23 protein-coding genes are annotated in these 26232 nt (G+C 72.3%); 15 read left to right on the top strand and 8 right to left on the bottom strand.

The features are described from left to right. Positions 1 to 88: 88 nt before the first annotated feature. The 5 genes from ACFYXE_RS13020 to ACFYXE_RS13000 all read left to right on the top strand — a co-directional run bounded on the left by ACFYXE_RS13020 (position 89) and on the right by ACFYXE_RS13000 (position 6681). Entirely contained in the window at positions 89 to 2368 is a 2280-nt protein-coding gene (locus ACFYXE_RS13020) for an acyl-CoA dehydrogenase (protein WP_389311880.1), read from the top strand. 40 nt (positions 2369 to 2408) lie between these two features. Continuing rightward, on the top strand, positions 2409 to 3593 hold the full coding sequence (locus tag ACFYXE_RS13015; protein ID WP_389311878.1) for a lipid-transfer protein: 1185 nt from the start codon (positions 2409 to 2411) through the stop codon (positions 3591 to 3593). 245 nt (positions 3594 to 3838) lie between these two features. Next, on the top strand, positions 3839 to 5221 hold the full coding sequence (locus ACFYXE_RS13010; protein WP_389311876.1) for an MFS transporter: 1383 nt from the start codon (positions 3839 to 3841) through the stop codon (positions 5219 to 5221). A gap of 126 nt (positions 5222 to 5347) precedes the next feature. Continuing rightward, the gene (locus tag ACFYXE_RS13005; protein WP_361177918.1) at positions 5348 to 5887 is read left to right on the top strand and encodes a SigE family RNA polymerase sigma factor; all 540 of its coding nucleotides are present in this window, start codon (positions 5348 to 5350) and stop codon (positions 5885 to 5887) included. Further along, positions 5884 to 6681: a hypothetical protein gene (locus ACFYXE_RS13000; RefSeq protein WP_389311873.1), complete on the top strand. Its 798-nt coding sequence runs from the start codon at positions 5884 to 5886 to the stop codon at positions 6679 to 6681. Before ACFYXE_RS13005 ends, ACFYXE_RS13000 begins: the two co-directional genes overlap by 4 nt. A 183-nt stretch (positions 6682 to 6864) precedes the next feature. On the opposite strand, the gene ACFYXE_RS12995 is transcribed toward ACFYXE_RS13000, so the two are convergent. From ACFYXE_RS12995 to thpR, 3 genes are all read right to left on the bottom strand, one after another. Continuing rightward, positions 6865 to 7524, bottom strand: coding sequence for an MSMEG_1061 family FMN-dependent PPOX-type flavoprotein (locus tag ACFYXE_RS12995; RefSeq protein WP_389311871.1), 660 nt, complete (start codon positions 7522 to 7524; stop codon positions 6865 to 6867). An 82-nt stretch (positions 7525 to 7606) separates the two neighbouring features. Next, a complete protein-coding gene (locus ACFYXE_RS12990; RefSeq protein ID WP_389311869.1) occupies positions 7607 to 8434 on the bottom strand; it encodes a DNA-formamidopyrimidine glycosylase family protein in 828 nt (275 codons plus the stop codon). Positions 8435 to 8666: 232 nt separating this feature from the next. Then, positions 8667 to 9308, bottom strand: a complete 642-nt coding sequence (thpR, locus tag ACFYXE_RS12985) for an RNA 2',3'-cyclic phosphodiesterase (RefSeq protein WP_389311867.1) — start codon at positions 9306 to 9308, stop codon at positions 8667 to 8669. Positions 9309 to 9491: 183 nt separating this feature from the next. On the opposite strand from thpR, the gene ACFYXE_RS12980 reads away from it, so the two are divergent. From ACFYXE_RS12980 to ACFYXE_RS12955, 6 genes are all read left to right on the top strand, one after another. Next, the gene (locus ACFYXE_RS12980) at positions 9492 to 10400 is read left to right on the top strand and encodes a CPBP family intramembrane glutamic endopeptidase (RefSeq protein WP_389311865.1); all 909 of its coding nucleotides are present in this window, start codon (positions 9492 to 9494) and stop codon (positions 10398 to 10400) included. A 41-nt stretch (positions 10401 to 10441) separates the two neighbouring features. Then, positions 10442 to 11662, top strand: a complete 1221-nt coding sequence (locus ACFYXE_RS12975; protein ID WP_389311863.1) for a sensor histidine kinase — start codon at positions 10442 to 10444, stop codon at positions 11660 to 11662. Then, positions 11659 to 12342, top strand: coding sequence for a response regulator transcription factor (locus ACFYXE_RS12970; RefSeq protein WP_361177906.1), 684 nt, complete (start codon positions 11659 to 11661; stop codon positions 12340 to 12342). Before ACFYXE_RS12975 ends, ACFYXE_RS12970 begins: the two co-directional genes overlap by 4 nt. A 234-nt stretch (positions 12343 to 12576) precedes the next feature. Continuing rightward, positions 12577 to 14322, top strand: coding sequence for a prenyltransferase/squalene oxidase repeat-containing protein (locus ACFYXE_RS12965; protein ID WP_389311860.1), 1746 nt, complete (start codon positions 12577 to 12579; stop codon positions 14320 to 14322). An 11-nt stretch (positions 14323 to 14333) separates the two neighbouring features. Further along, complete coding sequence (locus ACFYXE_RS12960; protein WP_361177902.1) at positions 14334 to 15137, top strand: inositol monophosphatase; 804 nt, start codon at positions 14334 to 14336, stop codon at positions 15135 to 15137. Between the two features lie 3 nt (positions 15138 to 15140). Beyond that, positions 15141 to 16046 (top strand): viperin family antiviral radical SAM protein, encoded by a 906-nt coding sequence (locus tag ACFYXE_RS12955; protein ID WP_389311858.1) that lies wholly within the window; start codon positions 15141 to 15143, stop codon positions 16044 to 16046. A gap of 10 nt (positions 16047 to 16056) precedes the next feature. Here ACFYXE_RS12955 and ACFYXE_RS12950 read toward each other — a convergent pair whose 3' ends face one another. Next, complete coding sequence (locus ACFYXE_RS12950) at positions 16057 to 17988, bottom strand: BTAD domain-containing putative transcriptional regulator (protein WP_389311856.1); 1932 nt, start codon at positions 17986 to 17988, stop codon at positions 16057 to 16059. 115 nt (positions 17989 to 18103) lie between these two features. On the opposite strand from ACFYXE_RS12950, the gene ACFYXE_RS12945 reads away from it, so the two are divergent. Continuing rightward, on the top strand, positions 18104 to 18982 hold the full coding sequence (locus ACFYXE_RS12945) for an alpha/beta fold hydrolase (RefSeq protein WP_389311854.1): 879 nt from the start codon (positions 18104 to 18106) through the stop codon (positions 18980 to 18982). Between the two features lie 97 nt (positions 18983 to 19079). Here ACFYXE_RS12945 and ACFYXE_RS12940 read toward each other — a convergent pair whose 3' ends face one another. Together ACFYXE_RS12940 and ACFYXE_RS12935 are read right to left on the bottom strand one after the other, a co-directional pair. Further along, on the bottom strand, positions 19080 to 19712 hold the full coding sequence (locus ACFYXE_RS12940) for a response regulator transcription factor (RefSeq protein WP_361177928.1): 633 nt from the start codon (positions 19710 to 19712) through the stop codon (positions 19080 to 19082). 73 nt (positions 19713 to 19785) lie between these two features. Beyond that, the gene (locus ACFYXE_RS12935; protein ID WP_389311852.1) at positions 19786 to 21120 is read right to left on the bottom strand and encodes a sensor histidine kinase; all 1335 of its coding nucleotides are present in this window, start codon (positions 21118 to 21120) and stop codon (positions 19786 to 19788) included. A gap of 439 nt (positions 21121 to 21559) precedes the next feature. Here ACFYXE_RS12935 and ACFYXE_RS12930 point away from each other — a divergent pair, with 439 nt between their 5' ends. The 3 genes from ACFYXE_RS12930 to ACFYXE_RS12920 all read left to right on the top strand — a co-directional run bounded on the left by ACFYXE_RS12930 (position 21560) and on the right by ACFYXE_RS12920 (position 24589). Then, positions 21560 to 22414, top strand: coding sequence for a MaoC/PaaZ C-terminal domain-containing protein (locus tag ACFYXE_RS12930; protein WP_389311850.1), 855 nt, complete (start codon positions 21560 to 21562; stop codon positions 22412 to 22414). A gap of 130 nt (positions 22415 to 22544) precedes the next feature. Continuing rightward, entirely contained in the window at positions 22545 to 23621 is a 1077-nt protein-coding gene (locus ACFYXE_RS12925; protein ID WP_389311848.1) for a Zn-dependent alcohol dehydrogenase, read from the top strand. Between the two features lie 26 nt (positions 23622 to 23647). Next, positions 23648 to 24589 (top strand): 3-oxoacyl-ACP reductase, encoded by a 942-nt coding sequence (locus ACFYXE_RS12920; RefSeq protein WP_361181327.1) that lies wholly within the window; start codon positions 23648 to 23650, stop codon positions 24587 to 24589. 112 nt (positions 24590 to 24701) lie between these two features. On the opposite strand, the gene ACFYXE_RS12915 is transcribed toward ACFYXE_RS12920, so the two are convergent. Together ACFYXE_RS12915 and ACFYXE_RS12910 are read right to left on the bottom strand one after the other, a co-directional pair. After that, positions 24702 to 24863, bottom strand: coding sequence for a hypothetical protein (locus tag ACFYXE_RS12915; RefSeq protein ID WP_389311846.1), 162 nt, complete (start codon positions 24861 to 24863; stop codon positions 24702 to 24704). 44 nt (positions 24864 to 24907) lie between these two features. Continuing rightward, positions 24908 to 26098: a hypothetical protein gene (locus ACFYXE_RS12910; RefSeq protein ID WP_389311844.1), complete on the bottom strand. Its 1191-nt coding sequence runs from the start codon at positions 26096 to 26098 to the stop codon at positions 24908 to 24910. Positions 26099 to 26232 lie beyond the last annotated feature (134 nt).

Raw genomic sequence — 26232 nt, 5'->3', positions numbered from 1 at the left:
GGAGCCCGGCGCGTATCTGACCTTCCGTCAGATTGAAACGTGTTCTACTCTGGCGCCGTCCCGGCAGCTGCTACCGGCAAGGATGCGCATGGGGATCGGAATCACGCGGGAACAGCGGGAGTTGGCGTCGGCGGTGCGCGGCTGGATCGCCCGCGCGGTGCCGCCCGACGAGATACGCGCACTGCTCGACGCCGCCCCGGACCCGGGCGGCGGGGCCCTCCCCGGTGGCCGTCCCGCCCACTGGGACGGGCTCGCCGCACAGGGCCTCCTCGGCGTCCACCTGCCCGAGGAGCACGGCGGCGGGGGCGGCGACCTCCTCGACCTGGCCGTCGTCCTGGAGGAGGCGGCCGCCGCCGCGCTCCCCGGACCGCTCCTGGCGAGCTCCCTGGCCACCCTGGTGCTGCACCGCGCGGGCGCCCACGCCCTGCTCGCCGACCTGGCGTGCGGCACCCGGATCGGTGCGGTCGCCCTGGACCCGGGCACCCTCACCGCCGTCCCCGGGCCCGACGGCTACGTCCTGGACGGCACCGCGCCCCCCGTCCTCTCCGGCGCCGACGCGGACCTGCTCCTCCTCGCCGCCGCCTCCGCGACGGGCCCGGTGTGGCTGGCCGTCGACGCCGCCGCGCTGACCGTGCGCCCGCACGAGAGCGCCGACCCGACCCGGCCCACCGCCGAGGTGAGCGCCCGGTCCGCGCACGTCCCGGCCGACCGGGTGCTCGCCGTCGACGGGGCGGCCGTCCGCGACCTGGCCGCCACCGTGCTGGCCGCCGACGCGTGCGGCACCGCCGCCCGGTCACTGCACATCGCCGCCGAACACGCCAAGGTGCGCGAGCAGTTCGGCCGCCCCATCGGACAGTTCCAGGGCGTCAAGCACCTCTGCGCCGACATGCTGGTCCGCGTCGAGCAGGCCCGCGCCCTGACCTGGGACGCGGCCCGCGCGGCCGACGACCCCGCGCTGCCCGGCGAGGTGCGCGGCCTGGTCGCCGCGCTCGCCGCGGGCACCGCCCTGGACGCCGCCCACACCTGCGCCAAGGACTGCGTGCAGATCCTCGGCGGCATCGGCTTCACCTGGGAACACGACGCCCACCTCTACCTGCGCCGGGCGGTCGTCGCCCGCCAGCTCCTCGGCGCGGGCGACGCGCACCGGCTGCGCGCCGTGCGCCTCGCGGAGGGCGGCGCCCGGCGCGAACTGCGCCTGGAACTCCCGGCCGAGGCCGAGGCCTACCGCGCCGACGCGCGCGCCGCGATCGCCCCGGCCCGAGGTCTCGATCCCGCCGCCGCCCGCAAGGCCCTCGCCCCCACCGGCTACGCGGCCCCGCACCTGCCCGCCCCCTACGGCCTGGGCGCGGGTCCCGTCCAACAACTCGTCGTACAGGAGGAGTTGAAGGAGGCCGGTGTCAAGATCGGCGACCTGGGCATCGCCACCTGGGTGATCCCCTCGCTGCTCGCGTACGGCACCCCGGAGCAGCAGGAGCGCTACCTCGCGCCCACCCTGCGCGGCGAACTCCTCTGGTGCCAGCTCTTCAGCGAACCCGAGGCGGGCTCCGACCTCGCGTCCCTGCGCACCAGGGCCGAGCGCGTCGAGGGCGGCTGGCGCGTCAACGGCCAGAAGGTGTGGACGAGCGCGGCCCAGTGGGCGGACCACGGCATCCTCCTGGCCCGCACGAACCCGGACGCCCCCAAGCACAAGGGGCTCACGTACTTCCTGGTGGACATGAAGGCGGCGGTTTCCGGCGGTGCGGATTCCGCTGTCTCCGGTTCCGGTGGCGCACCGGGCCGCGAGGGGCCTGCAGGCTCTGGCGGCTCCGGCGGCGGGACCGGCATCGACATCCGCCCCCTGAAGGAGATCACCGGCGACTCCCTCTTCAACGAGGTGTACTTCGACGACGTGTTCCTGCCCGAGGACGCCGTCGTCGGACAGGTCGACGACGGCTGGCGGGTGGCACGCGACACGCTCGGCAACGAACGCGTCCACATGGCCGACCAGTTGACGTTCGACACCGGCCTGGAGGCCCTCATCGCGCGCGCGGGCGAGCTCGACGGCGCCGTGCGCGCCCGCATCGGCGCGCTCGCCGCGGAGGCGCACGCCCTCGCCTGCATCGGTCTGCGCACCACGACCCGGCAGGTGGCGGGCGCGGAGCCGGGCGCGGGCGCCTCCGTACGCAAACTCGTCCAGACCCCGCACCAGCAGAAGGTCGCCGAGCTGGCCCTGGAACTCCTCGGCCCGGCGGGCGCCCTGCGCGAGGGGCCGGGCGAGCGGGCGCTGCACGGCTTCCTGATGTCCCGCTGCCTGACGATCGCGGGCGGCACCACCCAGGTCCAGCTCAACGTCGTCGCCGAGCGGCTCCTCGGCCTGCCGCGCGACTGACGTGACGGCGAGCAACGGAATCGGAGAGGAACGGGAGAAGATGAAGGCGTACATCGTCGGTGTCGGGATGACCAGGTTCGAGAAGCCCGAGACGCGCGACTGGCAGTACTGGGACATGGCGAAGGAGGCGGGCGGCAAGGCGCTCGCGGACGCCGGTATCGCGTACGACGAGGTCGAACAGGTCCCCGTCGGCTACTGCTTCCAGGCCTCCACGGCCGGCCAGCGCGCCGTCTACGAACTGGGCCTGACCGGCGTCCCCGTCTACAACGTCAACAACAACTGCGCGACCGCGGCCACCGCGCTGATGATGGCGCGCCAGTTCGTCGAGGGCGGCCTGAACGACTGCGTGCTCGCGCTCGGCTTCGAGAAGATGGCGCGCGGCTCGCTGGGCGGCGGGGGCGAGGGCGACTTCAAGACGTCTCCGGTCGCCCGCCACTACGGGATCATGGCCGAGCGGCACGGCTTCGAGATGACCCCGCCCACCGCGCAGATCTTCGGCAACGCGGCCCGCGAACACATGGAGAGGTACGGCACGACCGAGGCGCAGCTCGCCGCGGTCGGCGCCAAGAACCACCGGCACTCCACGAACAACCCGTACGCGCAGTTCCGGGACGCCTACACCGTCGAAGAGGTGCTCGCCGCCAAGACGATCCACCGCCCGCTGACCCGGCTCCAGTGCTCCCCGACCTCCGACGGCTCGGCGGCGGCGGTCGTCGTCTCCGAGCGGTTCGTGGACCGGCACGGCCTCGCGGACCGCGCGGTCGAGATCGCCGCCCAGGCCATGACCACCGACACCGGCGAGTCCTTCGCGTCCGGCTCGTGCATCGACGCCGTCGGCCTGCCGATGTCACGGGAGGCGGCCCGCCGGGTGTACGAGGAGTCGGGACTCGGCATCGAGGACGTGGACGTCGTCGAGCTGCACGACTGCTTCTCCGTCAACGAGCTCCTGACGTACGAGGCGCTCGGCATGTGCGCGCCCGGCGAGTCCGGGAAGCTCGTCGAGAGCGGCGCGACGACGTACGGCGGCCGGTGGGTGGTGAACCCCTCCGGCGGCCTCATCTCCAAGGGCCACCCGCTCGGCGCGACGGGCCTCGCCCAGGTCGCCGAGCTGACCTGGCAACTGCGCGGCGAGGCGCAGGCCCGTCAGGTCGAGGGCGCGCGGGTGGGCCTCGCGCACAACATCGGCCTGGGCGGGGCGGCGGTGGTGACGGTGTTGCGGAAGTAGAGGGAGGGGCGGGAGTGGGGGAAGGGAGGTCCTAGGCCTGTCGGCCGAGGTCTTGTCCAGCGAATTCCCGATGCATCGCTCGAGTCTCGCTTGAGAGGATGGCTGTCATGGTCCAGACGCCCTCCACCTCTTACCCGGCCGCCCCAGGCTCCGCCCCCGCCACCTCCACCCGCTCTTCCGGTACCGACCCCTCCGGTCCCGGCTCCTCCGGCTCCCCGGCCCCCTCCCGTACGCCGAGGAGATCCGTGCCGGTGTGGGCGGTCCTGCTCACCGCCTGCGCGGGGCAGTTCCTGGTCGTCCTCGACGTGTCCGTGGTGAACACCGCGCTGCCGTCGATGCGGGCCGACCTCGGCATGAGCGCCGTCGGCCTGCAATGGGTGGTCAACGCGTACTCCATAGCCTTCGCGGGGTTCATGCTGCTCGGCGGCCGGGCCGGGGACCTCTTCGGGCGCAAGCGCATGTTCCTCGTCGGGCTCGGCCTCTTCACCGCCGCCTCGCTCGGCGGCGGCTTCGCGCAGGCCGAGTGGCAGCTCCTCGCGGCACGGGCCCTGCAGGGCCTCGGCGCGGCGGTCCTCGCCCCCTCCACCCTGACGCTCCTCACCTCCGCGGTGCCCGAGGGCCCGGCGCGGGCACGGGCGATCGGCGTCTGGTCCGCGGTCGGCGCGGGCGGCGGCGCGGCGGGCGGACTGGTCGGCGGCGTCCTGACCGACCTCCTCTCCTGGCGCTGGGTGCTCCTGATCAACGTGCCGATCGGCGCCCTGGTGATCGTCGCGGGCATGGCCTGGCTGACCGAGAGCAAGGCCGACCGGACGCGCCGCCTGGACGTGCCGGGCGCGGTCCTGGTGACGGCGGGCCTCGCCACCCTCGCGTACGGCATCGTGCAGACCGAGGAGAAGGGCTGGACGGCGGCCGCGACGCTGGTGCCGCTGACGGCGGGCCTCGCGCTCCTCGCGGCCTTCCTTGTCGTCGAGTCGCGCACGAAGATGCCGCTGATGCCGCTGAAGTTGTTCCGGGTGCGCACGGTGTCGGCCGCGAACGCCGCGATGTTCGTGTGCGGGGCCGGCATGTTCGCCATGTGGATGTTCATGACGCTCTACTCCCAGAACGTCCTCGGCTACTCCCCGCTGAAGGCGGGCCTCGCCCTCATGCCGTCCTCGTTCACCGTGGTGCTCGGCTCGATGCTCGCGCCGCGCCTGATGCCGGTGCTCGGCGCGAAGACCGTCTCCGCGCTCGGCATCCTGGTGGCCGCCGCGGGCTTCGGCTGGCAGTCGACGATGACGGTCGACGGCGCCTACGTCACCGCCATCCTGCTGCCCGGCATCGTGATGATGTTCGGCGCGGGCCTCGCCACCACGCCGCTCGCCTCGCTCGCCACGTCGGGCGCCAGGCCGGGCGACGCGGGACTCGTCTCCGGTCTGGTCAACACCTCGCGGACCATGGGCGGCGCGCTCGGCCTCGCGGTGCTGTCCACGGTGGCGGCCGCGCAGATGCACGGCTCGACGTCGCGCCAGGCGCTCACCGACGGGTACGCGATGGCGTTCCGCACGAGCGGGCTGATCCTGCTGGCGGGCGTCGTGGTGCTGCTCGTGTGGATGCCGGGCAGGCGCCGGGCGCCGGCGGACGACTGAGGGAGCGGCTCCGCGGTCGGTTCGGTGACGTGAAGCGGAGGGGAACGGCGGGCAGCGGCCGGGAGAGGTACGGGGAGAGGCAACGGTTCGGGCACCTCATGGACTCCACTGTGCAAGGAGGCATTCATGGGGGAGCCGAAGCAGGCCGTGGACGGAGAGTTCCAGGGTTTCGTCACCAACCGCTGGTCGCAGTTGATGCGCACCGCGTATCTCCTGACGGGGGAACGGCACGCGGCGGAGGACCTGGTGCAGTCGTCCCTGGAGCGGACGTACGTGTCCTGGCGCAGGGTGAGCACCGCGGGTGATCCGGACGCGTATGTGCGCCGGATCATGATCAACACGCATGCGCGCAGACACCGCAAGAAGCTCAAGGAGTTCCTGACACCGCAGGACGCGGCGCCGGTGTTCGACCGACCGGAGCACGGCGACCGCATGGCACAGGCGGACGACCGGGCCGCGCTGCTGCGCGCCCTGGCCCTGCTGCCCGTCCGCCAGCGCGAAGCGGTCGTCCTGCGGTACTGGGAAGACCTGAGCGAGACCCAGACCGCCGAGGCCATGGGCTGTTCCGTCGGCGCCGTGAAGAGCAATGCCGCCAAGGGGATCGCGAAGCTCCGTGCCATACCCGCACTGGCCGAGAAGGTCGGCAGCCGAGGGGAGACGTCATGACCAGGGACCAGGACACGGTGGGGTACGACACGGCGCGGGACGACATCGCCCCGCGGCTCGCGGACGCGGCGGCGGCGATCGAGATCGGCGCCGTGCCGTACGAGGCGGTGCTGCGCGGCGGCCGGCGCAGGAAGGCGCGCCGCTGGGTGATCGGTGCGCTCGCGGCCGTCACGATCGCCGGGTCCACCGGTTCGCTGGCGCTGGCCGTGGTGGACGGCGGGGACGGGGAGACACCCCCGTCGCAGGGCGGCACGGCCCGGGAGCGGCATGTCTACGCCCCGCAGTTCACGCCCCTGACGGAGCTCCGCGACGACACCGGGAAGGTGCTCCGGATCGAGCTGCAGATGTGGGGCGCCCCGCGGGACGACGCGGAGGCACGCGCGCAGAAGAAGGCGATGACGGAGGCGGGCGTCTGGGACGAGCGGACGACGGACCCCGTGCCGGACTTCGACCAGCCCTGGTACGCGATCGTGGTGCGCGGCGACGGCAAGCAGAAGGTGCCGTCCTTCGGCCTCCAGGACGAGGACCCGGGCGGCGACGACGGACTGAGCTTCGCCTCGGTGGAGTTCGAGCTGCAGGGCAGGGAGATCACCGTCGGCCACGTCGGCCCCAGGACGGACCGCGTGGCCTACGAGTACGGCGGCGGCACGACCGAGCCGGACCTCCACAAGGCGGCCGGCTCCGACCACCTCTGGTTCACCCGCACGTCGACGGACCCCGGCCCCTCGGGAGAGCTGCGCTCCATCCGGATCTACGACGGGAAGGGCAAGGTGGAGGTGGTGCAGCAGGACTAGCGTGGCCTTGTGGCCTTGTGGCCTTGTGGCCTTGTGGCCTTGTGGCCTTGTGGCCTTGTGGTCCTGACTGGTGTCTTGGGCAGCGTGTCTGTCCCACGCCTCCTCCGGGCTCGCGGCCGCCACGGGCATGTCGCTGCCGACCGTCGGCCGGCAGCCGACCGTCCTGCGGGACGGCGGACTCCTTTACTCGTACCGGTACTTCAGTGAGTCCGCTTCTGCCTGCTCGATGTCGGCGATCGTGAGGTCCGGCATCCGCAGCTGGGCCAGGGTCACCTCGGCCGACGTCGGCTGGGCGTCGGCCGGCAGCCACTGTTCCGGCTTCCACGCGCCGCTGCGCAGAAGTGACTTGGGGCAGTGCGGGTAGACCTCCTCGATCCCCAGCACGAGCGCACTGGCGGGCGGTTTGCCCACCGCGGTCAGCTGCGCCAGCAACTCCGGGCGGGTGGAGACGCAGGCCCGCCCGTTCACCCTGAGCGTCGTGGTGCGCCCCGGGATGAAGAACAGCAGTCCGGCCCGGCCGGTGGCGATCACGTTCTGCAGGGTGTCCAGGCGCTTGTTGCCGGTCGCGTCCGGTATCGCCACCGTGCGTGCGTCCAGGACGGAGACGAACCCGGCGGGGCCGCCGCGCGGGGACACGTCGCAGTTGCCCTCGGCGTCCGCGCTGGCGACGAAGACCAGTGACGAGCAGCCGATCAACCGCCGTGTCTGGTCGGTCAGTTCGGTCATCTGCTTGCGCAAGGCCGCGTCCTTGGGGAACTCGTAGGCCCGGCGCAACCCCTCCTGGTCGGACACGGCGTCCAGGCGGAGCGAGTCGAAGGCACTGCCCGTATGGAGTGTTGTCATGATCCGGACCCTAATGGGCCGGGGAATGGGCCGGGGCGCACCGGAGCGTGCGGGTGGCGGAGCAGCGTCGTCGACGTATGGGTCAGTCGGGTGGGGGCGGGCCGGTCTGGCACGAGGGGCACCAGTACGAGACGCGGTCCTGTTGTCCCTGCGGTTCGGCCCGTCGGATTCGGTTGCCGCAGCGGGGGCACGGACGCCGCTCCCGCCCGTACACGTACAGCCGTTCCTGGCCCGGTGTGTTCAGGGCGGCTCCGGTCGCGCGTGCCGTGGTGGTGCGGCGGTCCGGACGGTGTTTGTTGGCTTCCAGGAGGCGATGCGCGGTGGATACGAGCCGGAGCGGTACCTCGTCCGGCAGTTCGCCGACGGGGAGCCAGGGGGTGGCACGGGCCAGGAAGCACAGCTCTGCTTTGTACACGTTTCCGATGCCTGCCAGGTTGCGCTGGTCCAGGAGTGCTTCGCCGAGCGGCCGCGACGGGTCGGACGTCAGTCGCCGTACCGCCTCTTGCGGATCCCAGTCAGGGCCCAGGAGGTCGGGGCCCAGGTGGCCCACGACACTCGACTCGTCCGCGGTGCGGATGAGTTCGAGCACCGGGAGGCGGTAGCCGACGGCGGTGTGCTCGCTGTTGCCCAGGATGGCCCGGATCTGGTGATCGGGGCCCCCGGTCCAGCGTTGGCCGGGAGCGAAGATGCGCCAGGATCCCTCCATGCGCAGATGCGAGTGGAGGGTGAGCCCGCCCTCGATCCGCGCCAGGAAGTGCTTGCCTCGCGGGGCGACTTCGAGGACCGTCCGGCCGGTGAGATCCGCGGTGGCGAACCGGGGGACTCGTAGGTCGGACCGGGTCAGCACACGTGCGGCGAGGGCCGCGTGCAAGCGGTGGGCGCTGTGCCAGACCGTGTCTCCTTCGGGCATGCACCCATGGTGCCCGAGCGCGTCCGATACGGGGGGCGCGCCACCCGGCCACGCGCTCGGAGTCCCCGGGCCGGGCCCGGGTGGGTGACCGGCGTACCGGCCCAGACGCTTACGGCGTCCGGACGGGTGGCCGCCCAACCGGATTCAGGGCGCCTGAGGGCTGAGTCGGCATCGTCACGAGCCCGCATCGTCAGGAGCCCGCATCATCACGGAGCCCGCACCGTCCGGGCCCTCATGACCGTCCTTGCGCTCCTGTGCGAGGAGCCCGAGGCGGTAGCGGGTCGCTATGCCTGTGCCCGGTCACCAGGGTCCATGCGTCGACGTCCTGATAGCGCCGCGGGCCCTCGTGGCCGCTCACCGTGCTGCCGACCAGGTGGAGGCGTTCGGTCCGCCAAGGACGTCCGGTGAAGCCGTCGAGGCAGGCGGCCGCCGCCGGCACGGACGTGGTGTCGTACCGGCGAGCGCGGGCCAGCGTGAGGTGGGGGAACAGCGGACGCTCCGCGAAGGCGATGCCGCAGTCCCTGACCTGCGCTCGCACCGCTCCGGCCAGCTCGTGGAGCTGGTCGAGATCGCCCTCGATGCCGCTCCACAGCACTCGCTCGTCGAAGTGTCCGCCACCGAGCAGCGCCAGTTCCAGGGAGGAGTGGGCGGCCGCCAGGTCGGCGAGGGGCGAGCGAAGCCGCTGGACGGTCCGTACTGGCAGTTCGCCCAGGAAAGCCAGGGTGATGTGCCAGTCCTCGATGCGGTTCCAGCGCAGGTCGGGGTAGGCGGTGCAGGCCGGGCTCAGCGCGTGCGCCAGCTCGTTCTTCGCGTCGTCGGGGGGCGCGAGGGCGATGAACGCGTGCTGGGACGCGGTCCGAGGCGTTTCGGTCACGGGTGTCTTCCTACCTCATGGGTCCGCGGGGCCGAGGCCCGAGTGCCGACCCTCGCTCCGGCCGCATCCCCCGTGCGAGCTACACGGGCTGTCCCGTGGAGGGGGATTCGCCTTCGTCGACGCTTTCCTAGCGTGTCCGTCAGGCCGCGGGACGCGGTCACCGCTGCCAGGAAGGTATCAACCATGAGTTCGTCGTCGGCCGATCCGCACGGCACGCCGCCCGGGCCGGCAGAGGCGTCGGCGGAGGCGTCGGCGAAGGCGAAGGGCGGACCGAGAGGCCGACTCGGCCGGATCGCACACGCGCAGTTGGGCTGGGTCGTGTGCGGGCTGCTGGGGATCGGCCTCGTCGCGGGCCTGACCGCCACCGCCCCCGGGCCGGTGCCGGCCCTGGGCGCGATCGGGGCGGTGGCCGTGTACGCGTGGGTGATGCGCCGGCTGGCGCTGCGCGCCACGCCGGAGATCGCCCGGGCCGGTGCCCTCCGGGAGGCCCTGTTCGGTGGCGGAGTCGGGCTGGCGTTCATTCTGATCGTCCTCGGCCTGGTCACCGTCCTCGGCGGCTACTCGTTCAGTTGGGCCGGTCACAGCGTCGTACCGCTGGTGTGGTCGGCGGTCATGACGCAGATCAATGCCGCGGTCTGCGAGGAGCTGATGTTCCGGGGGCTGGCCCTGCAGGCACTGGAACAGCGGTGGGGCAGCGCGGTGGCGATCGCTGTCACCGCGGTCTTCTTCGGCGCCGCCCACCTGGGCGGGGAGGACGCCGGCCTGTGGGGGGCGGTGGCGATCGCCGTGGAGGCAGGGGTGCTGCTGGGCGTCGCGTTCCTGTGGCGGCGCAGCATCTGGTTCGTCGCGGGCCTGCACTTCACCTGGAACACCGTGCAGCAACTGGCCGGAGTGCCGCTGTCGGGGCACACCCCCGACGGCCTCTTCAACGTGCAGACCCACGGCTCCTCGGCGCTGACCGGCGGCGACTTCGGGCTGGAAGCGTCCGCCGTGCCCGTCCTGCTCAGCATCCTGATCATCGTCCCGATGCTCGTCCAGGCCCGCCGACGGGGCACAATATGGCCCCGGCTCACCCGCACCGCCCCCCGCTGAACACCGAGCAGACCGGACGACCGGACGTGCAGGAGTGCGACATGACCACTGCTCGGACCGTGTGGACGGGTATGCCGGGTATGCCGGGTGCGCGGTATCGCTGGACCAGGGGTCACGACGCCCTCGTACGCGACGGCCTGCTCGCGCTGCTCCTCACTCTGACCGCCTTCATCCCCACCCTGTCGACCATCGGCGCACAGATCGGGGACCTGCCCGAACGCCCGGCGGGAGCAACGAGTGTCGCGCTCACCCTGGCGCAGACGCTGCCGCTGGTCGGCCGCCGACACCGTCCCGCGGCCTGCCTCGCCGCCATCGCCGGCGCGTTCGCCGTCCATCAGGCGCTGGGCTACGCGACGACGTTCGGCAGCCTGGGCCTGTACGCGGCGCTGTACTCGGCAGGCGCCCATCAGGCCGACCACCGACGCGTCCTGCCTGCCGCGGCGAGCGCGGGTTACGCCGCGTTGGCCGTACTGCTGCACCACCTGGGATCCCCGCAGGGGGCGATGGACTTCCTCGCCTTCCACCTTGCGCTCGCCGGATTCTGGCTCCTCGGCCGAGCCGTACGAGCGCGCCGGGCGCACGAGGCGGAACGCCGTCGGCTGGTGGCCGAGGTCGCCACCGCGACCGAGCGGGCGCGCATCGCCCGCGAACTCCACGACGTCGTCACCCACCATGTGACCGCCATGGTCATCCAGACGGACGCGGCGCAGTTCCTGATACCCGGCGCGCCCGGCCGAGCGGCGGAGGCGCTCATCGCCGTCAGTGACACCGGCCGCCGCGCGCTGACCGAACTGCGCAGCATGCTGGACGTCCTCGAAGCGACGGGCGACGGGGCGGCGGCGCCGAGGGGAGACGAACGGGCGCCCGCGACGGGGGAGTTGGCCGAACTCGTCGCACAGGCCCGCAGGTCCGGCCAGCCCGTCGAGTTCACCGAGCACGGAGCTTCCTCACCGCACCCGGTCGACATCGAACTGACGGCCTACCGAACCGTCCAAGAGGCGCTCACCAACGCGATGAAGTACGCCCCGGGACAGCCCACTTCGGTATCCGTCCGGCACACCGCCACGCAGATCGAGGTCACCGTGATCACCGATGGCCCGCAGGTCCCTCCCACCGAAGCCCTCCCAGGGGGCGGACGCGGGCTTTCCGGGCTGCGCGCACGCGTACAGGCGCTGCACGGCGAACTGCACGCCGGCCCCCGGCCCACGGGTGGTTTCGAAGTCCGCGCCACCCTCCCCACTCGGCCAGGAGCATCCCTGTGAACCAGGCATCGCAGCCCCTCCACGTCCTCGTCTGCGACGACCAGGCCCTGGTCCGTGCCGGCTACGCCACGATCTTCTCCGCGCAGCCCGACATGGTGGTCGTCGGCGAGGCCGAGAACGGGCACGAAGCCGTCCAGCTCGCGCGGCTGCTGCGGCCCGATGTCGTCGTGATGGACATCCGCATGCCCCTCCTCGACGGCATCGCCGCGACCCGGCAGCTGGCCGGTCCCGAAGCGGACGACCCGCCCAAGATCCTTGTCGTGACGACCTTCAACGTCGACGCGTACGTCTACGAGGCGCTGAAGGCCGGAGCCAGCGGCTTCCTCCTCAAGGACTCCGCGCCCGCCGAACTGGTCAACGGAATCCGGACCGTGGCGGGCGGCGACGCACTCCTCGCGCCCGCCGTCACGCGCCACCTCATCGGCCACCACGCCGACCGTCTCCGGCCCGGCAACGCCGAACGCGACACCGTGATCGAGGCGCTGGCCCCGCGTGAGCTCGAGGTGTTCCGACGGGTCGCGCTCGGTCTGACGAACAACGAGGTCGCCGCCGAACTCTCCCTGTCCCCCGAGACCGTCAAGACCTACGTGTCACGCATCCTCGCGAAACTCGCCCTGCGCGACCGCGTCCAGGCCGTGGTCCTGGCCCACCGCACCGGCCTCGCACCCCCGACTCCCTGACCGAGCCGAGCTGGAACAGTCGCGGTGGCAGCCTTTCTCGCGTTTGGCGCTTATATGGAGCGGCGTTGGGAGACGATGTCTGTGCGGTGGTTTCTTCGGGCTCGACCGAGACGCGAAGCGTTCTGGTGGATGACGTCGGGCCACTGCTGACGTCGATTGACGTCGTCCGAAGTTGCTTCGGCGCACTGCGCTATCCGGGGGGAGAACGCATTGACGCGAACCGACCATGGTCAAGTGCAGCAGGACACCGAAGTCGTCGTATCGCTCCTCCTCATGGACAGCGGCGCAGACGTCTTCTACATACTTGGCGGCAACGACGCGAAACGTTGCCTGGAACTACGCCTCGAGGCACAGAGGATCCATCGCGATGGCTTGGCCGCAACCCTGGTCGCGAGTGCTCAGCACCGCTTCGGCATCGATCTGAGGTACGTCGGGATAATCCGCATCGACGACTCGGATCCCGGCCCCACCGTGCATGTCGCAACGGCCGTGAACAACCTTGAGCACGCCACGACGGGCAGGGAACCGCTCTCCCGATACCAACTGGCGGATCTCAGCCACCTCACCGGCAACCTGCCTCCCCAGGAGGTCTTCGCCTATGCGCTGGAGTACCGGGCGGCGAGTGTCGCCGCACACAGCCTGCAAACGGACATCGACGTCTCTTTCGAGAAGTCGATCGCTTTCCTGAACGACAGAGCGTGCGCCGAAGCCGGGATGCGCGGCTGGAACCAGTACCAGGACGACAGCCGTGTCGGCGTCATATCCACTGCCCAGGCCCTCCTGTGCCACAGCTACGCACGCACCGGCGACCCATTGGTCCAGGGGGCGGCCCAGACCCTCGCCGACCTGCAGAATCCCGACGGCGGCTGGCAGGTGCGACGGGCCCTGGTGGGCGCGCCCAGCAGTGTGTCGATCACAGAGAGCACGGCGCTGTGTCTCACCGCTTTGAAGGCCGCGGGCCGGTCCGCCGCGGACCCCACCGTGCAGAAGGGGCTGGCCTGGCTGGAGGGCCGGCAGACCGAGGACGGCGGATGGAAGACCTCCGCCAGCGTCGAGGTCGCCGGGGTGTTCCCCACCGCATGGGCCACCCGGGTCGCCGTGTCCTTCCAACGCGGCGAATGCGCCCGCAGAGGTGCGGGCTGGTTGCGCGGCACCCAGAACAACGACGGCGGTTGGGGTCCTGTCGGGCAGGGCAGAAATACGAACGACACCGAGAGCAACTCCTCGCCCGCATATACCGCACACGCTGTTCTCGCACTGATCGCTCAAGGAGTGACGGTGACTGATGCGTGCATTGCGAAGGCCGGTGACTATCTGCGTGCCGCTTTCGATTTCACACGCGAAGAACCCTGGGTCCCGACGTCCTTCACCGCGTTGATCGACGCCGACACCCACGCACGTCTCGACTTCCGCCACTTCGCCACCCCATGGGTGCTGGCCGCCCTTGCCGAGGCGGGCCATGACCTGAGCGACCGTATGCTCCGCGACGGAACCCGCAGCCTGCTGCGCATGCAGACCGACCGCGGCGCCTGGCGCAACGGGCTCACCGCACCGGGCGACTATCCGGTCTGGGCCTGCCACGATGCCCTCTTCGCCCTGCGGAACGTCAGCGACGTCGGCGCCCGCCGCATGGACGCTCTGATCGAGACCACTTACGTGCAGAGGGAGAGGCGGGTGTTGGAGGAGTCCTTCTTTCGAGCGATCTCCACAGGCCCCTCCCAGCCGCCGCAACCGCGCAGCAGTTATCTGGCCACGGCCTGGATGTCGCTGCTCACCGTCGCCGTAGCGCTGTTGATCCTTCTTCAGCTCGGCATCCTGGAGCCGCCCTCAGGAGGTTCCAGATTGGTACAAGCTCTCAAATGGCTGGGAGCAGCCGTCGGAGCGGCTCTGGCCGCCCTAGCACCTCCAATTCTGGTAGAGGAATACAAGATGAGGCGACAGAGGCGTGACGCGCATCCTCAGGGGAGTGATCATCAGTGAGGACAGCGGAGGTGATCACGAAGCGTTGGCAGCGTGAGATGGATGTCGCCGTCACCGCAGCCAGAGCCGCCGCATCGGCGATCGAAGGCGACTTCGGCTCCCGGCGCATCACCAAGAAGAAGGGGCCCTACGACATCCAGTTGAGGGCGGACCTGGTGGCCCAGCAGGTGATCGTCGACCACCTTTCGGCGGAGTTCCCCGATCACGCGATCGTCTCCGAGGAAGGCATGCAGCGCGGTTGGGACGATCACCGCCTCACCTGGGTGGTCGACCCCCTCGACGGCACCAACAACTTCGGTTTCGGAATCGCCCACTGTGCCGTGGCCATCACTCTCTTCGAGCGTGATCGGGCCGTGCTCTGCGTCGTGCACGACCCCATTGTCGGACGGGAGTTCACGGCCCATGCGGACACCTTGCGCACCGCGGTGAGCGACTTACGCATTCCTCTGCCCGAAGCCACTGTCTCCCTGGTCACCGACTACTCGGCCGAAGGCCGCGACACCGGGCGGAATATCGAGGTCTCCATCAGCAGGCGATGCAAGCGCGTCACCACCATGTGGGCCCCCGCCCTCGACCTGGCTCTGGTCAGCACGGGAGCGCTGGAAGCGATGGTCAGCCGCAACGCGGCCCTGCTCGACGTGTGCGCCGGGATCCTCTTGGTCCAGGCCGCCGGCGGCTGTGTGCTCGACGCGACCGGACAGCCGCTGCAACTGCGCAAGTCGCAGCACCGCAGCGCCGTCTCTTTCGTCGCCTCCAGCAGCCCCGCGCTGGCCCACGACCTGGTCGCGCTCGCATTCCCCGACGGAGGCAGGTGAGCGATGCAGGACGGTTTATCCCCACGGCCACCCGTTCAATCCGTCAACTTCCACCTCTGGCAGCCGTGCAACATGCACTGCCACTTCTGCTTCGCCCGCTTCAAGGACGTCCGCGCGGACGTCCTGCCCGCCGGACATCTGCCCGAGGCGAAGGCGCTACGGGTAGTCACTCTGCTGGCGGAGGCCGGGTTCCAGAAGCTGACGTTCGCGGGCGGTGAGCCGTTTCTGTGCCCGTGGCTCGACCGCCTCATCGCCCGTGCGCATGAGCACGGCATGGTGACGTCCGTGGTCAGCAACGGCAGCCTCATCGGCGACGTCGGCGTGCTCGCCCCCGTCCTCGACTGGCTCGTGCTGAGCATCGACAGCGTTTCGGCGTCCACTCTGCATGCGGTCGGCCGTACCACCGCCGGGCGACCGCTCTCTGCTCACGACTACCGCTCGTTGTGCCGCACGATCACCGCTTCCGGTATTCAGCTGAAGACCAACACGGTCGTGACGCGTGCGAACAAGGACGAGCACCTCGCGCCCTTCATTCACGAAGTCGGCCCCCGGCGCTGGAAGATCCTGCAGATGCTGCCCATCGCGGGCCAGAACGGAGGCGTCGCGAATCCACTCACCGTAACCAAACGAGAGTTCGACGCCTACGTCGAGAGGAACGCGTGGGTGGAGCGGCACGACATCACCGTCGTGCCGGAGGACAACGCCTCCATGACCGCGAGCTACGCCATGATCGACCCTGCGGGCCGGTTCTTCGACAACATCGGCGGCCGCTACGCGTACAGCACCTCCATCCTCAGCGACGGCGTGCAGGCAGCCCTCGACCAGATCACCATCGACAGCGGCAAGTACCGGGCACGTGGTGGAGAGTACGACTGGGAGCGTGCGCCGCACTCTCCCACGCGATGCTGATCCCGGCGGCTCAGGCCGCGCATGCCTTCGCCTCTGCCAGATAGCGGGCCACCGGGCCCAGGGTCAGCATTCCGCTGGCGGCGCCGGCGTGTTCGGTACGGGCGTCGGACAGCGCGGCCCGTGCGCGTGCGGCGACTGCGCGCTCGCCCAGGCGGACGGCCGCGCGGATGGTCAGGCACCACATGGCCTCCTGCATGTGGTCATGGGGCGGGTCGGGCAGCGCGGCCAGAGCGGTACGGGCCTCCTCGTCCCGTTGTCGGCCGAGGAGGACGAGGGGGCGGGCCCAGGGCCGGTACGGGCCCCAGTCCAGGCGCGGGTCGGTGGGGGCCGGGCGGTCGTGCAGCAGGCGCAGGCCCAGGAGGGCGAGCGGGAACAGGCCGTGGTGCAGCCCCGGCATTCCGGCCGCCTGGAGGGCGTCCTCCGCGGCACGGTAGTGCGCTGCGGCGGTGGCGGCGGCCGGTCCGCCGGGTTCGGCACTGCGGGCGGCCGTGGCCCGGGCCCTGAACCACTGGGTGAGGACGGGGACCAAGGGCGCCTCGGTGGTGGCGGCGAGCCGGTCGGCCGCTCGGGCGTGCGATGCCGCGGCGTCGAGGTCGCCGAGGGCCGAGGCGGACTGCAGGCGGGCGAGTCGGCCCAGTACGGCGAAGTCCGGCAGGCCGTGCCGGGTCGCCAGGTCGAGGATCTCGGCGCCGATCCGGTCCCGTTCCGCCCCGAGCCCGGGCCGGGTGAAGGACTGCAGGAACAGACCGTTGAGGGCGAAGGCCAGCAGGGCGGGGTCGGCGAGCTTCCGTGCCAGCGCCTCGGCCCGCAGCGCCGCCTGCCGCGCGCGCTTCAGCTCGCTCCCGGACAGATCGGCACTGCGGCTTTCGACGGCGACCGTGGACAGAAGGCGGGCGCGCAGGTCGGCGGGGCCGTCCGGGCCGAGCCCGGTGAGCGTGCGCTCGGCGGCGGCGACGACGGCGCGGGACTGTTCGGCGTCGTCGGCACGGCTCCAGAGGGCGGGCACGTCGTAGGCGCCGATGATCCGGGCGGTCAGGAGGAGATCCCCCGTGCGTTCCGCCGCACGAAGGGCGGCGAGGCGGTCGCGCCGGGAGTGGACGAGGGCGTCGCCGCCCGCCAGCGCGAGGGTGCGGGCCAGGTCCACCGTGGTGCGCGGGCCGAGCCGGACGCCGGCGCCCGCCCACATGAGGGAGGATCCCGCGGCGGGAACGGTGCCGTTGAGGATGTCCGTCTCCAGGCGCCGCAGCCCGGCCCCGGGGTCGAGTCCGAGATCGCCGACGAGCATTGCGCGGGCGCGACGCAGCGCGGCCAGCGCATCGGCCTGGCGTCCCGCGCGGTACAGCGCGCGGGCGAGCAGCTCCCAGGCGGGCTCGCGCCACGGGTGTTCGGCGACGTGCGCGTCCAGTGCGGCCACGAGGTCGGCTCCTTGCCCGGAGTCGAGGAGGATCCGGGCGTGCAGTTCCACTCCCTCCAGCCGCAGTTCCTCCAGCCGGGCCCGCTCGCGGCGTGCCCACGCGGCGTCGGGCACGTCGGCGTAGGCGGGCCCGCGCCAGGCCGCGAGGACCGCGCCGAGGTCGGCCACCGCCTCGGGGCCGCGGCGGGCGCGGGCCAGGACGTCCTGGAACCGGTGGGCGTCCACCTCGTCGCGCGCCAGGCGCAGCGCGTACCCGGGGCCCTCGGTGACGAGGACGCGCGGCGGATCGCGCGGCGGCCGCTCGGGTTCGAGGGCGCGCCGCAGCGCGGCGACGAACGTACGCAGGGCGCCCACGGCCCGGGCGGGCGGATCGCTCCACAGGTCGTCGACGAGGGTGTCGGTGGTGACCGTCCGCCCCTCGGCGGCGACGAGCCGGGCGAGGACCTCGCGGTGCCGGGGGCCGCCCAGGTCGATCGGGCAGCCGTCGTCGCGGAGGGCCCGCACCACACCGAGCACGTCGATACGCATGCCCCCATCCTCCGTGCCGGGCGCCGGTCGCGCGCCACCGTACTGATCGGTTGCTGATCGCCGTCACCCACGCTGATCCGGACAAGCCCCCCCCCGACTTCGAAGGACGCTCCTCATGACACTCGCCCTGCCCGGCTTCGAACAGATGCGCCTCCCCGGTGCGGACGGCGTGGAGCTCGCGGCGGCCGTCGGCGGCAGCGGCAGCCCCGTCGTACTGCTGCACGGCTTCCCCCAGACCCACCTGATGTGGCGGCACGTTGCCGAGCGGCTCGCCGACGAGCACACGGTGATCTGCCCCGACCTGCGGGGTTACGGCGCCAGCGACAAGCCGGCGGCCACCGGGCCCGAGGTGTACGCCAAGCGCAGCATGGCCGCCGACATCGTGTCGCTGGCGGCGGCCCTCGGCCATGACCGCTTCGCCCTCATCGGCCACGACCGGGGCGCCCTGGTCGCCTTCCGGGCGGGTCTCGACCACCCGGAGACCATCACCCACCTGGGCATACTCGACATCGTGCCGACGCTCGACATGTGGAACGTCCTCAAGGGCGTCCCGGCGGCGGTCGGCTACCACCTCTACCTGATGGCGCAGCCGCCGGGCCTGCCCGAGGCGATGATCGCGGGCAGCGCGGACGCGTTCTTCGGCTCGTTCCTCGACGCCTGGGCCGGCGACCCGGCCGCCATGCCCGAGACGGTACGAGCCGCATACCTGGCGGCGAGCGCCGCGGCTGTGACGTCCATCGTCGCGGACTACCGCGCCTCGGCGGACATCGACGTCACGCACGACCAGGCGGACCTGGACGCCGGCTCCCAGCTGGCCATGCCCGTCACGGTCGTCCAGCAGGACTGGGGCGCACAGCTGGGCTACGACGCCGCCGCGGTGTGGAAGGCGTGGGCACCGGACCTGGACCACCGGCTGACGCGGGCAGGCCACTTCATGGCGGAGGAGGCCCCCGACGAGATCGCGGCGGCCGTCCGGGATCTGCTGGCCCGCTGAGCCCCTCTTCGGCGGGCCGGGCATCAAGGGGTGCGGGCGTCAAGGGGGGCGGGCGGCAAGGAATGCGGGCGGCAAGAGGTGCGGGGGCGCGGGAGTGTCAGAGCCATCCCTGCTGCCGTGCCTCCCGCACCGCCTCCATGCGGTTGCGCGTCCCGGTCTTGCCGATCGCCGCCGAGAGGTAGTTCCGCACGGTCGACTCCGACAGGTGCAGGCTGCCCGCGATGTCGGCGACCGTCGCGCCGTCCACGGAGGCCTTGAGGACGTCCGCCTCGCGGCCGGTCAGCGGGCTGGGCCCCGCGCTCAGCGCCGCCGCGGCGAGCGCCGGGTCGATGACCGTCTCGCCCCGCAGCGCCCGGCGGATCGCCTCGGCGAGCTCCTCGACCGGGCCGTCCTTGACCAGGAAGCCGACCGCGCCGGCCTCCATGGCCCGGCGCAGATAGCCGGGCCTGCCGAAGGTCGTGAGGATGAGGACCCGGCAGTCCGGGCACTCCTCGCGCAGATCGGCGGCGGCGTCCAGACCGCTGCGGCCCGGCAGTTCGATGTCGAGCAGCGCGACGTCCGGGCGGGCGTTCAGCGCCGCGTCGACGATCTCGTCGCCCGCGCCGACCTGGGCGACGACCTCGATGTCCTCCTCCAGGCCGAGCAGCAGGGCGAGCGCGCCCCGCATCATGCCCTGGTCCTCGGCGAGGAGGACGCGGACGGACTTCGCCGGTCGGTGGTCCTGCGGCATCTCTTCCACGGGAGAAGAGTAAGGCGGGCGAGGACGGGAGCCGCGTCGGCGTTCCTGGGGCCGGTCGGCGTTCCTAGCGCCGGGGGAAGGGAGTGCCCGTCACATCAGGATCGGTGGACGCGGTCGACGCCGCCGACGCCGTCGACGTGTCGGACGGGGCGGGGTCGATCTCGGCGACGGGCAGGACGGCCGTGACCCGGAAGCCGGTGCGGGGCGCCGGGCCGGAGGTGAGGGAGCCGCCCGCCGTCGCGAGACGTTCGGCCAGGCCCTTCAGTCCGCTGCCGGGCGCCGCCGCGCCCTCGCCCCGCCCGTCGTCCGTGACCACCAGACGGGTCTCCCCGGTGGTGCCCGTGACCTCGATCTCGCAGTGTCCCGCGCCGGCGTGGCGGACGACGTTGGTGACGGACTCGCGGACCACCCAGCCGAGCAGTGCCGCGCTCTGCGGGGCGAGCGGCGGCCCGGACTGGCGGACGACGGTCTCGATGCCGGCCGCGTCCAGCAGGTCGCGGGCCCGGTCGAGTTCGGTGGCGAGGCTGCCCTCGCGGTAGCCGGTGACGGCCTCGCGGATCTCGGTGAGCGCCTGCCGGCCGACGGACTCGATGTCGGCGACCTGGCCGAGCGCCGCGTCCAGGTCGCGCGGGGCGAGGCGGCGGGTGGCCTCGGCCTTCACCACGATCACGGACAGCGTGTGGCCGAGCAGGTCGTGCAGGTCGCGGGAGAAGCGGAGGCGTTCCTTCTCGACGGCGGTGCGGGCCAGCTCCTCGCGGGTGTCGCGCAGTTCGCGGACCGCCTCGGACAGGGAGAGGATCGCGGCCGTCACCATCGTCGACAGGAACGTGCCGTAGGCGACGTTCACCGCGCTCCAGCCGTCCTTGAACCCGCCGACCACGCCCGCGAGCACGCTCAGGGCCAGGCCGACCTGTCCGAGGTGGCGGCCCCGCACGATCGCCCCGACGGCCAGGCCGTACAGCGGGAAGAACAGCAGCCAGATGCCGCCGTAGCCCGCGGCGAGCCCCACGGTGAGGAGGCCGAGCGCGACCAGGGCGGCCGTCGTGGCGCGGGACTCGCGGGCGCACTTGTCGAAGGCGCGGAACGCCAGGAAGACGTAGAGGGAGTTGAAGACGAAGATGCCGATGCCGCCGACCCAGGGGTGGGGGGTCCGGCCCTGGATCAGATGGGAGAGGGCGCCCAGACCCATCAGGAGCCAGGGCAGCAGCGCGAAGCCGGTCGGCGGCGGGCCGAACTGGTCGATGATCCCCTTGGCGCCCTCGGCGCTCCCGCCGTTCCTCCCCGCGGCCCGGCGGCCGAGGCGCCACTCGCGCCGGACCCGCCGGTGCTCGGCGAGCCACTGGCCGCGGGCGGCCTGCCGCTCGTACATCCGGCAGCTGACCCTGTTCTTCCTGGACATCTCGGTGTTCCCCGTCCTCCGTGTCGTGCGGCGTGTCGTGCGGTGCGTGCCGCCCGGCGGTACGAGACGACAGCGTACGAACCACAGGGCGGCAGTCAGCGGAGCAGGACCGCGACCGCTGCTTTCGGTACGGCTACGACCGCTGTGTTCGTCATGGTCACGACGCTACGGATCCGGGGCGGGGCGGCGGCAGATGCGCCTGTACGGACCCGGCCGGTACAAATGTCACCGCCCGGGGGCCGGATCCGTATCTGACGTGACGTCAGGAGTCTTCACAAGCACCAGGGGCTGGGCTATACATGGGATCGCCGGACTGGAACGCGTTCTAGAACGGGTCGGTGCGCGGACCGGCTCCGGCCCAGTAGCGACCTCGGTGCGGTCGACGGTGCGGACGGCCGCACCGAGGTCTTCTGCCGTCAGCCCAAGGAGCTGCCACCCCATGCCCATTGACGCAGTGAAGGCCGTGGCCGCCGAGCCCCGGTCCGCCGAGATCGCCTGGGACCACAAGGACATCCAGCTCTACCACCTGGGCCTCGGCGCAGGGCGGCCCGCCACGGACCCCGCCGAGCTGCGCTACACCCTGGAGTCCGGGCTGCACGTCCTGCCCAGCTTCGCCACCGTCGCGGGCGCGGGCATGGGGGTCGTCGGCGGCCTCTCCGCCCCCGGCATCGAGGTCGACCTCGCCGCCGTCCTGCACGGCGGCCAGAGCATCACGCTGCACCGCCCCATCCCCGTCCGGGGACGGGCCGTCACCACCTCACGGGTCGCCGCCGTGTACGACAAGGGGAAGGCGGCGATCCTCGTCCTGCGTTCCGAAGTCGCCGACGACGACGGGCCGTTGTGGACCAGCGACGCGCAGATCTTCGTACGCGGCGAGGGCGGGTTCGGCGGCGACCGCGGCCCCTCCACCCGGCTGCCCGCGCCCGAGGGCGACCCCGACCGGGAGGTGGAGCGCCCGATCCGCGAGGACCAGGCCCTGCTCTACCGCCTCTCGGGGGACTGGAACCCGCTGCACGCCGACCCCGAGTTCGCGGCGCTCGCCGGTTTCGACCGGCCGATCCTGCACGGCCTGTGCACGTACGGGATGACGCTCAAGGCCGTGGTCGACACCCTGCTCGACGGGGACGTGGCCCGGGTGCGCGGCTACGGCACCCGTTTCGCGGGCGTCGTCTTCCCCGGCGAGACCCTGCGGATCCGTATGTGGCGCACCGACGGCAGCGTCCGGGCCGAGGTCACGGCGGTCGAACGGGACGACGCGTCCGTCCTCGCCGACACCGTCGTCACCCACACCTGAGCCGGCCGCCCGGCCGCCAGAACTCCGTTCACTGCACCCCGCACCCCGCAGCCCGCATCCCATCGCCCACCGCCCTCCGCCCTCCGCCCCCTTCCCCGTTCTCCGTTCTCCGCACGAGAGGAGCCGCGCCATGCGCGCAGCCGTACTGCACGAGACAGGCCAGGAGAAGCTCGAGATCCTCGACGACATCGAGACGGTGGGCTTCGGCCCCGGCAAGGTCAGGATCAGGGTGCGGGCCACCGGCCTGTGCCACTCCGACCTCTCGGCGATGAACGGCGTGCTGCCGCAGCCCGCCCCCTTCATCCCCGGCCACGAGGGCGCGGGCGAGATCGTCGACGTCGGCGACGGGGTGACCGGTCTCGCCCAGGGCGACCGGGTCCTGCTGTGCTGGCTGCCCGCCTGCGGTGCCTGCCCCGCCTGCAAGCGCGGCCAGACCCAGCTGTGTCTCGCCGGGTTCATGAACGCGGGCACCCCCAACTTCAAGCGCCCCGGCGGGGACGTGTTCGGCTTCGCGGGCACCGGCACCTTCGCCGAGGAGGTCGTCGTCGACGCCGGGTGCGCCGTGCCGATCCCCGACGACGTGCCCTTCGACATCGCGGCGCTGATCGGCTGCGGCGTGACGACCGGGCTGGGCGCGGCCATCAACACCGCGGACGTGGCGGCCGGTTCGTCGGTCGCCGTCATCGGCTGCGGCGGCGTCGGCATCTCCGCGATCCAGGGCGCCCGGCTCAAGGGCGCGGCGCAGATCGTCGCGGTCGACCCGGTCGCCTCCCGCCGCGAGGCGGCCCTGACGTTCGGCGCCACCGAAGCGGTCGCACCCGACGAACTGGCCGACGCCACACAGCGGATCACCGCGGGCGAGGGCTTCGACTACGTCTTCGAGGTCGTCGGCAAGTCGGCCACCGCCCGCATCGCGTACGAGACGACACGGCGCGGCGGCACCCTGTGCGTCGTCGGCGCGGGCGCCATGGACGACCACCTCCAGCTCAACATGTTCGAGCTGTTCTTCGACGAGAAGCGCATCCTGCCCTCGATGTACGGGGGAGGGGACGTCCTCACCTCGTACGAGCGGGCCATCGCGCTCTGGCGGGCCGGCCGCATCGACCTGGCGGGCCTGATCACGCACCGCGTGCAGCTCGCCGAGGTCAACGAGGCCCTGGACCAGATGCGCACGGGTGTCGCGCTGCGCACCTGCATCGAGATCTGACCCCGCCCGGCTGCGAAGGGACTGCGATGTCACTGCCACTTGAGGGCCTGTCCGCGATCGTCACCGGGGCGGGCCGCGGACTCGGCCGCGCCGAGGCACTGGAACTGGCCCGCCTCGGCGCGAGCGTCGTCGTCAACGACTTCGGGCAGCCGGGGCGCGACGGCTCGGGCGAGGCGTCGGCGGCGCCCGCCGAGGAGGTCGCCGCGCAGATCCGGGCGGACGGCGGGCAGGCCGTCGCCCACACCGGCGACGTCGCGGACCACGAACAGGCCCGCGCGCTCGTGCAGTCGGCGATCGACACCTACGGGAAGCTCGACATCCTGGTCAACAACGCGGGCATCCTGCGGGACCGGATGATCTTCTCGATGAGCGAGGCCGAGTGGGACTCGGTCCTCCACGTCCATCTCAAGGGCCACTTCAACACGACCCACTTCGCGGCGGCCCACTGGCGCGAGCGCTCCAAGGCGGCGGGCGGCCCGGTCTACGGGCGGATCGTCAACACCTCGTCCGAGGCCTTCCTCGCCGGTTCGGCGGGCCAGCCCAACTACGCGGCGGCCAAGGGCGGCATCGTCGGCCTCACGACGTCGACGGCGCTGGCCCTCGGCAAGTACGGCGTGACCGCCAACGCGATCTGCCCCCGGGCCCGTACGCGGATGACCGAGGACGTCTTCGCCGGGTTCCAGGAGCCGTCGCAGGGCCGGCTCGACCCGCTGGCGCCCGAGCACGTCTCACCGCTCGTCGGATATCTGGCCTCGCCCGCCGCGGGCCGGGTCAACGGGCAGCTCCTCGTGGTCCACGGCGGGATGGTGGCGGTCGTGGAGCGGCCCAGAGTGGCGGCGAAGTTCGACTCGGCGAAGGAGACGTTCACCTTCGACGAGCTGGACGAGGCGCTCACCCCGTACTACGCGGACCGGCCGGCGAACGAGACGTTCGCCGCGGCGGAGGTGCTCGGCCTCAAGCGGGGCTAGCGGACGCCGCCCGCGAGGCAGGAAAAAAGGTCTCGCCTCCCGTGCCGTTCGTGACGGCACGGGAGGCGAGACCTTTCTGCAATGAGCGGTACGCGCTGCGCGACGGGCTCGGTCAGGACTCCTGGTCCTGCCTGCGGTGCCGCCCCCGCGGCGCCGTCGACCCGTCCTGCTCGGACACCGGACCCCGGTGCCTGCCGGCGCCGGCCGTGTCGCCCGTCCGGGCCTGTGGCGCGGTGTTCTGCTGTGTCTCCGTGACGGTCTCGGTCGTAGTCAAGCCATTCACCCCGTAAAGAAGATCGTTCGTACAGCCGGGCGAGTCTAACCGTCCGCCGTTCGACCGCCGAGGGGCGCCTGCTGCAGGGGGACCGGCCGTGCGGCGGCGGGCTTCGGGGGCTCCTCCGGAGGCGGTGGCGGGGGCGGCGCCGACGCGGGTTCCGCGTCGTCCCCGGGCGCCCCGGCCGCGCCCCGCGGCACGGGTGCGGGCACCCGGGCGACCCCGCACGGCGTGGCCCCCGTCGCGTACGGCAGACACAGCTCCCCGTCCCGCGTCCACCACCCCGATCCGGTCAACCACCCCTCCGGTGCGGCGAGTTGGCGCAGCCCCCGCCCCGCCGGGTGCCACAGTCCCAGCCAGCTGCCGCCGCCACCGCCGGGCGGCCCGTCGATCCGCAGCGCCACCGAACAGGCCTCCGGCGTCAGGACCTGCCCCGGCTGGATCGCGAACGGCGTCACCGTGAGGTCGGGCAGCCGCAGGCTCTCGGGGAACCGCACCGGCCGCGTACCGCCGAGGACGCCCCAGCCGAGCCGGTCCTCGCCCGGGGCGTCCGAGCGGATCAGGAGCAGGCCGCTGTCGGCGTCCGCGAGCAGCAGCCGGTCGTCGCTGTCCTCGGCGATCTGCAGCAGCGGGGAGACCTCGCCGCCGCGCTCCAGGTCCACCGCGACCGTCTTGGTGCGCCCGGCCAGCTCCTGGTCCAGGGCGAGCAGCCGGTCCGAGCCGTCCAACCAGACACCGCCCGAGCAGCGTCCCGGCACCTCGGCGAGATGCTCGGGCCCGAAGGCGCCGCCCGCCACCAGCCAGACGTCGGAGGAGTGCGCGCCGGGTGCGACGGCGTACGCGCGGGTGCCGCCCGGCGCGGGCGGCAGCAGGCGCAGCTCGGCGCACTCCACGGCGCCCAGCGGCACCTCGCCGGTGTCCGGGCCCGTCGGGTAGAGCAGGGCGAAGAGGTGCCGCTCGGCCGCGACGCGGTGGATCAGGACCCGGCCGTCGGCCAGCGGGAGCACCTCGGCGGTCGGCTCCTCGGGCTGGTGGCCGGGCAGCGGCACCGCGTAGGGCTCGGGGGAGTCGAGGGCCCAGCGTTCGGGGTACCAGGAGTCCGGTGCGCCCGCGGCGCGGGCCAGGCGTGCCGCGTACGAACCGTCCGCCGTGATCGTGCACCCGGTGGGGCGGGTGGGTACCCGGAGACGGATGGGGGCCTGGGTCGGTGGTGGCGGCGCTGGTGGCGCTGTCATCGTGGGTGTCACCTCCGGCCCCGAAGCTAGTTTTCGCACGCACCGGCATGGCAGCGACGGGAATCCCTTCACACAGAAGGGTGGCGAAGTGTCGATTCGCCTGAGGGGGGCGGCGAAAGTGTGCTGGTCGGTGG

Origin of the sequence: Streptomyces sp. NPDC002564, from assembly GCF_042889645.1 — a bacterium.
GTDB lineage: Bacteria > Actinomycetota > Actinomycetes > Streptomycetales > Streptomycetaceae > Streptomyces.
Note: the sequence above shows the minus strand (reverse complement) of the source record. Positions and strands in the feature narration are given on the sequence as shown.

Bases quoted from the DNA above. Each gene is read 5' to 3' on its own strand.
- ACFYXE_RS12995 (WP_389311871.1), bottom strand. From the start codon at position 7,524: ATGACAACACTCCATACGGGCAGTGCCTTCGACTCGCTCCGCCTGGAC.
- ACFYXE_RS13020 (WP_389311880.1), top strand. From the start codon at position 89: ATGGGGATCGGAATCACGCGGGAACAGCGGGAGTTGGCGTCGGCGGTG.
- ACFYXE_RS12925 (WP_389311848.1), top strand. From the start codon at position 22,545: ATGCGCGCAGCCGTACTGCACGAGACAGGCCAGGAGAAGCTCGAGATC.
- ACFYXE_RS12975 (WP_389311863.1), top strand. From the start codon at position 10,442: ATGACCACTGCTCGGACCGTGTGGACGGGTATGCCGGGTATGCCGGGT.
- ACFYXE_RS12980 (WP_389311865.1), top strand. From the start codon at position 9,492: ATGAGTTCGTCGTCGGCCGATCCGCACGGCACGCCGCCCGGGCCGGCA.
- ACFYXE_RS12910 (WP_389311844.1), bottom strand. From the start codon at position 26,098: ATGACAGCGCCACCAGCGCCGCCACCACCGACCCAGGCCCCCATCCGT.
- ACFYXE_RS12990 (WP_389311869.1), bottom strand. From the start codon at position 8,434: ATGCCCGAAGGAGACACGGTCTGGCACAGCGCCCACCGCTTGCACGCG.
- ACFYXE_RS12955 (WP_389311858.1), top strand. From the start codon at position 15,141: ATGCAGGACGGTTTATCCCCACGGCCACCCGTTCAATCCGTCAACTTC.
- ACFYXE_RS12935 (WP_389311852.1), bottom strand. From the start codon at position 21,120: ATGTCCAGGAAGAACAGGGTCAGCTGCCGGATGTACGAGCGGCAGGCC.
- ACFYXE_RS12930 (WP_389311850.1), top strand. From the start codon at position 21,560: ATGCCCATTGACGCAGTGAAGGCCGTGGCCGCCGAGCCCCGGTCCGCC.
- ACFYXE_RS12940 (WP_361177928.1), bottom strand. From the start codon at position 19,712: ATGCCGCAGGACCACCGACCGGCGAAGTCCGTCCGCGTCCTCCTCGCC.
- ACFYXE_RS13015 (WP_389311878.1), top strand. From the start codon at position 2,409: ATGAAGGCGTACATCGTCGGTGTCGGGATGACCAGGTTCGAGAAGCCC.
- ACFYXE_RS13000 (WP_389311873.1), top strand. From the start codon at position 5,884: ATGACCAGGGACCAGGACACGGTGGGGTACGACACGGCGCGGGACGAC.
- ACFYXE_RS13005 (WP_361177918.1), top strand. From the start codon at position 5,348: ATGGGGGAGCCGAAGCAGGCCGTGGACGGAGAGTTCCAGGGTTTCGTC.
- ACFYXE_RS12920 (WP_361181327.1), top strand. From the start codon at position 23,648: ATGTCACTGCCACTTGAGGGCCTGTCCGCGATCGTCACCGGGGCGGGC.
- ACFYXE_RS12945 (WP_389311854.1), top strand. From the start codon at position 18,104: ATGACACTCGCCCTGCCCGGCTTCGAACAGATGCGCCTCCCCGGTGCG.
- ACFYXE_RS12950 (WP_389311856.1), bottom strand. From the start codon at position 17,988: ATGCGTATCGACGTGCTCGGTGTGGTGCGGGCCCTCCGCGACGACGGC.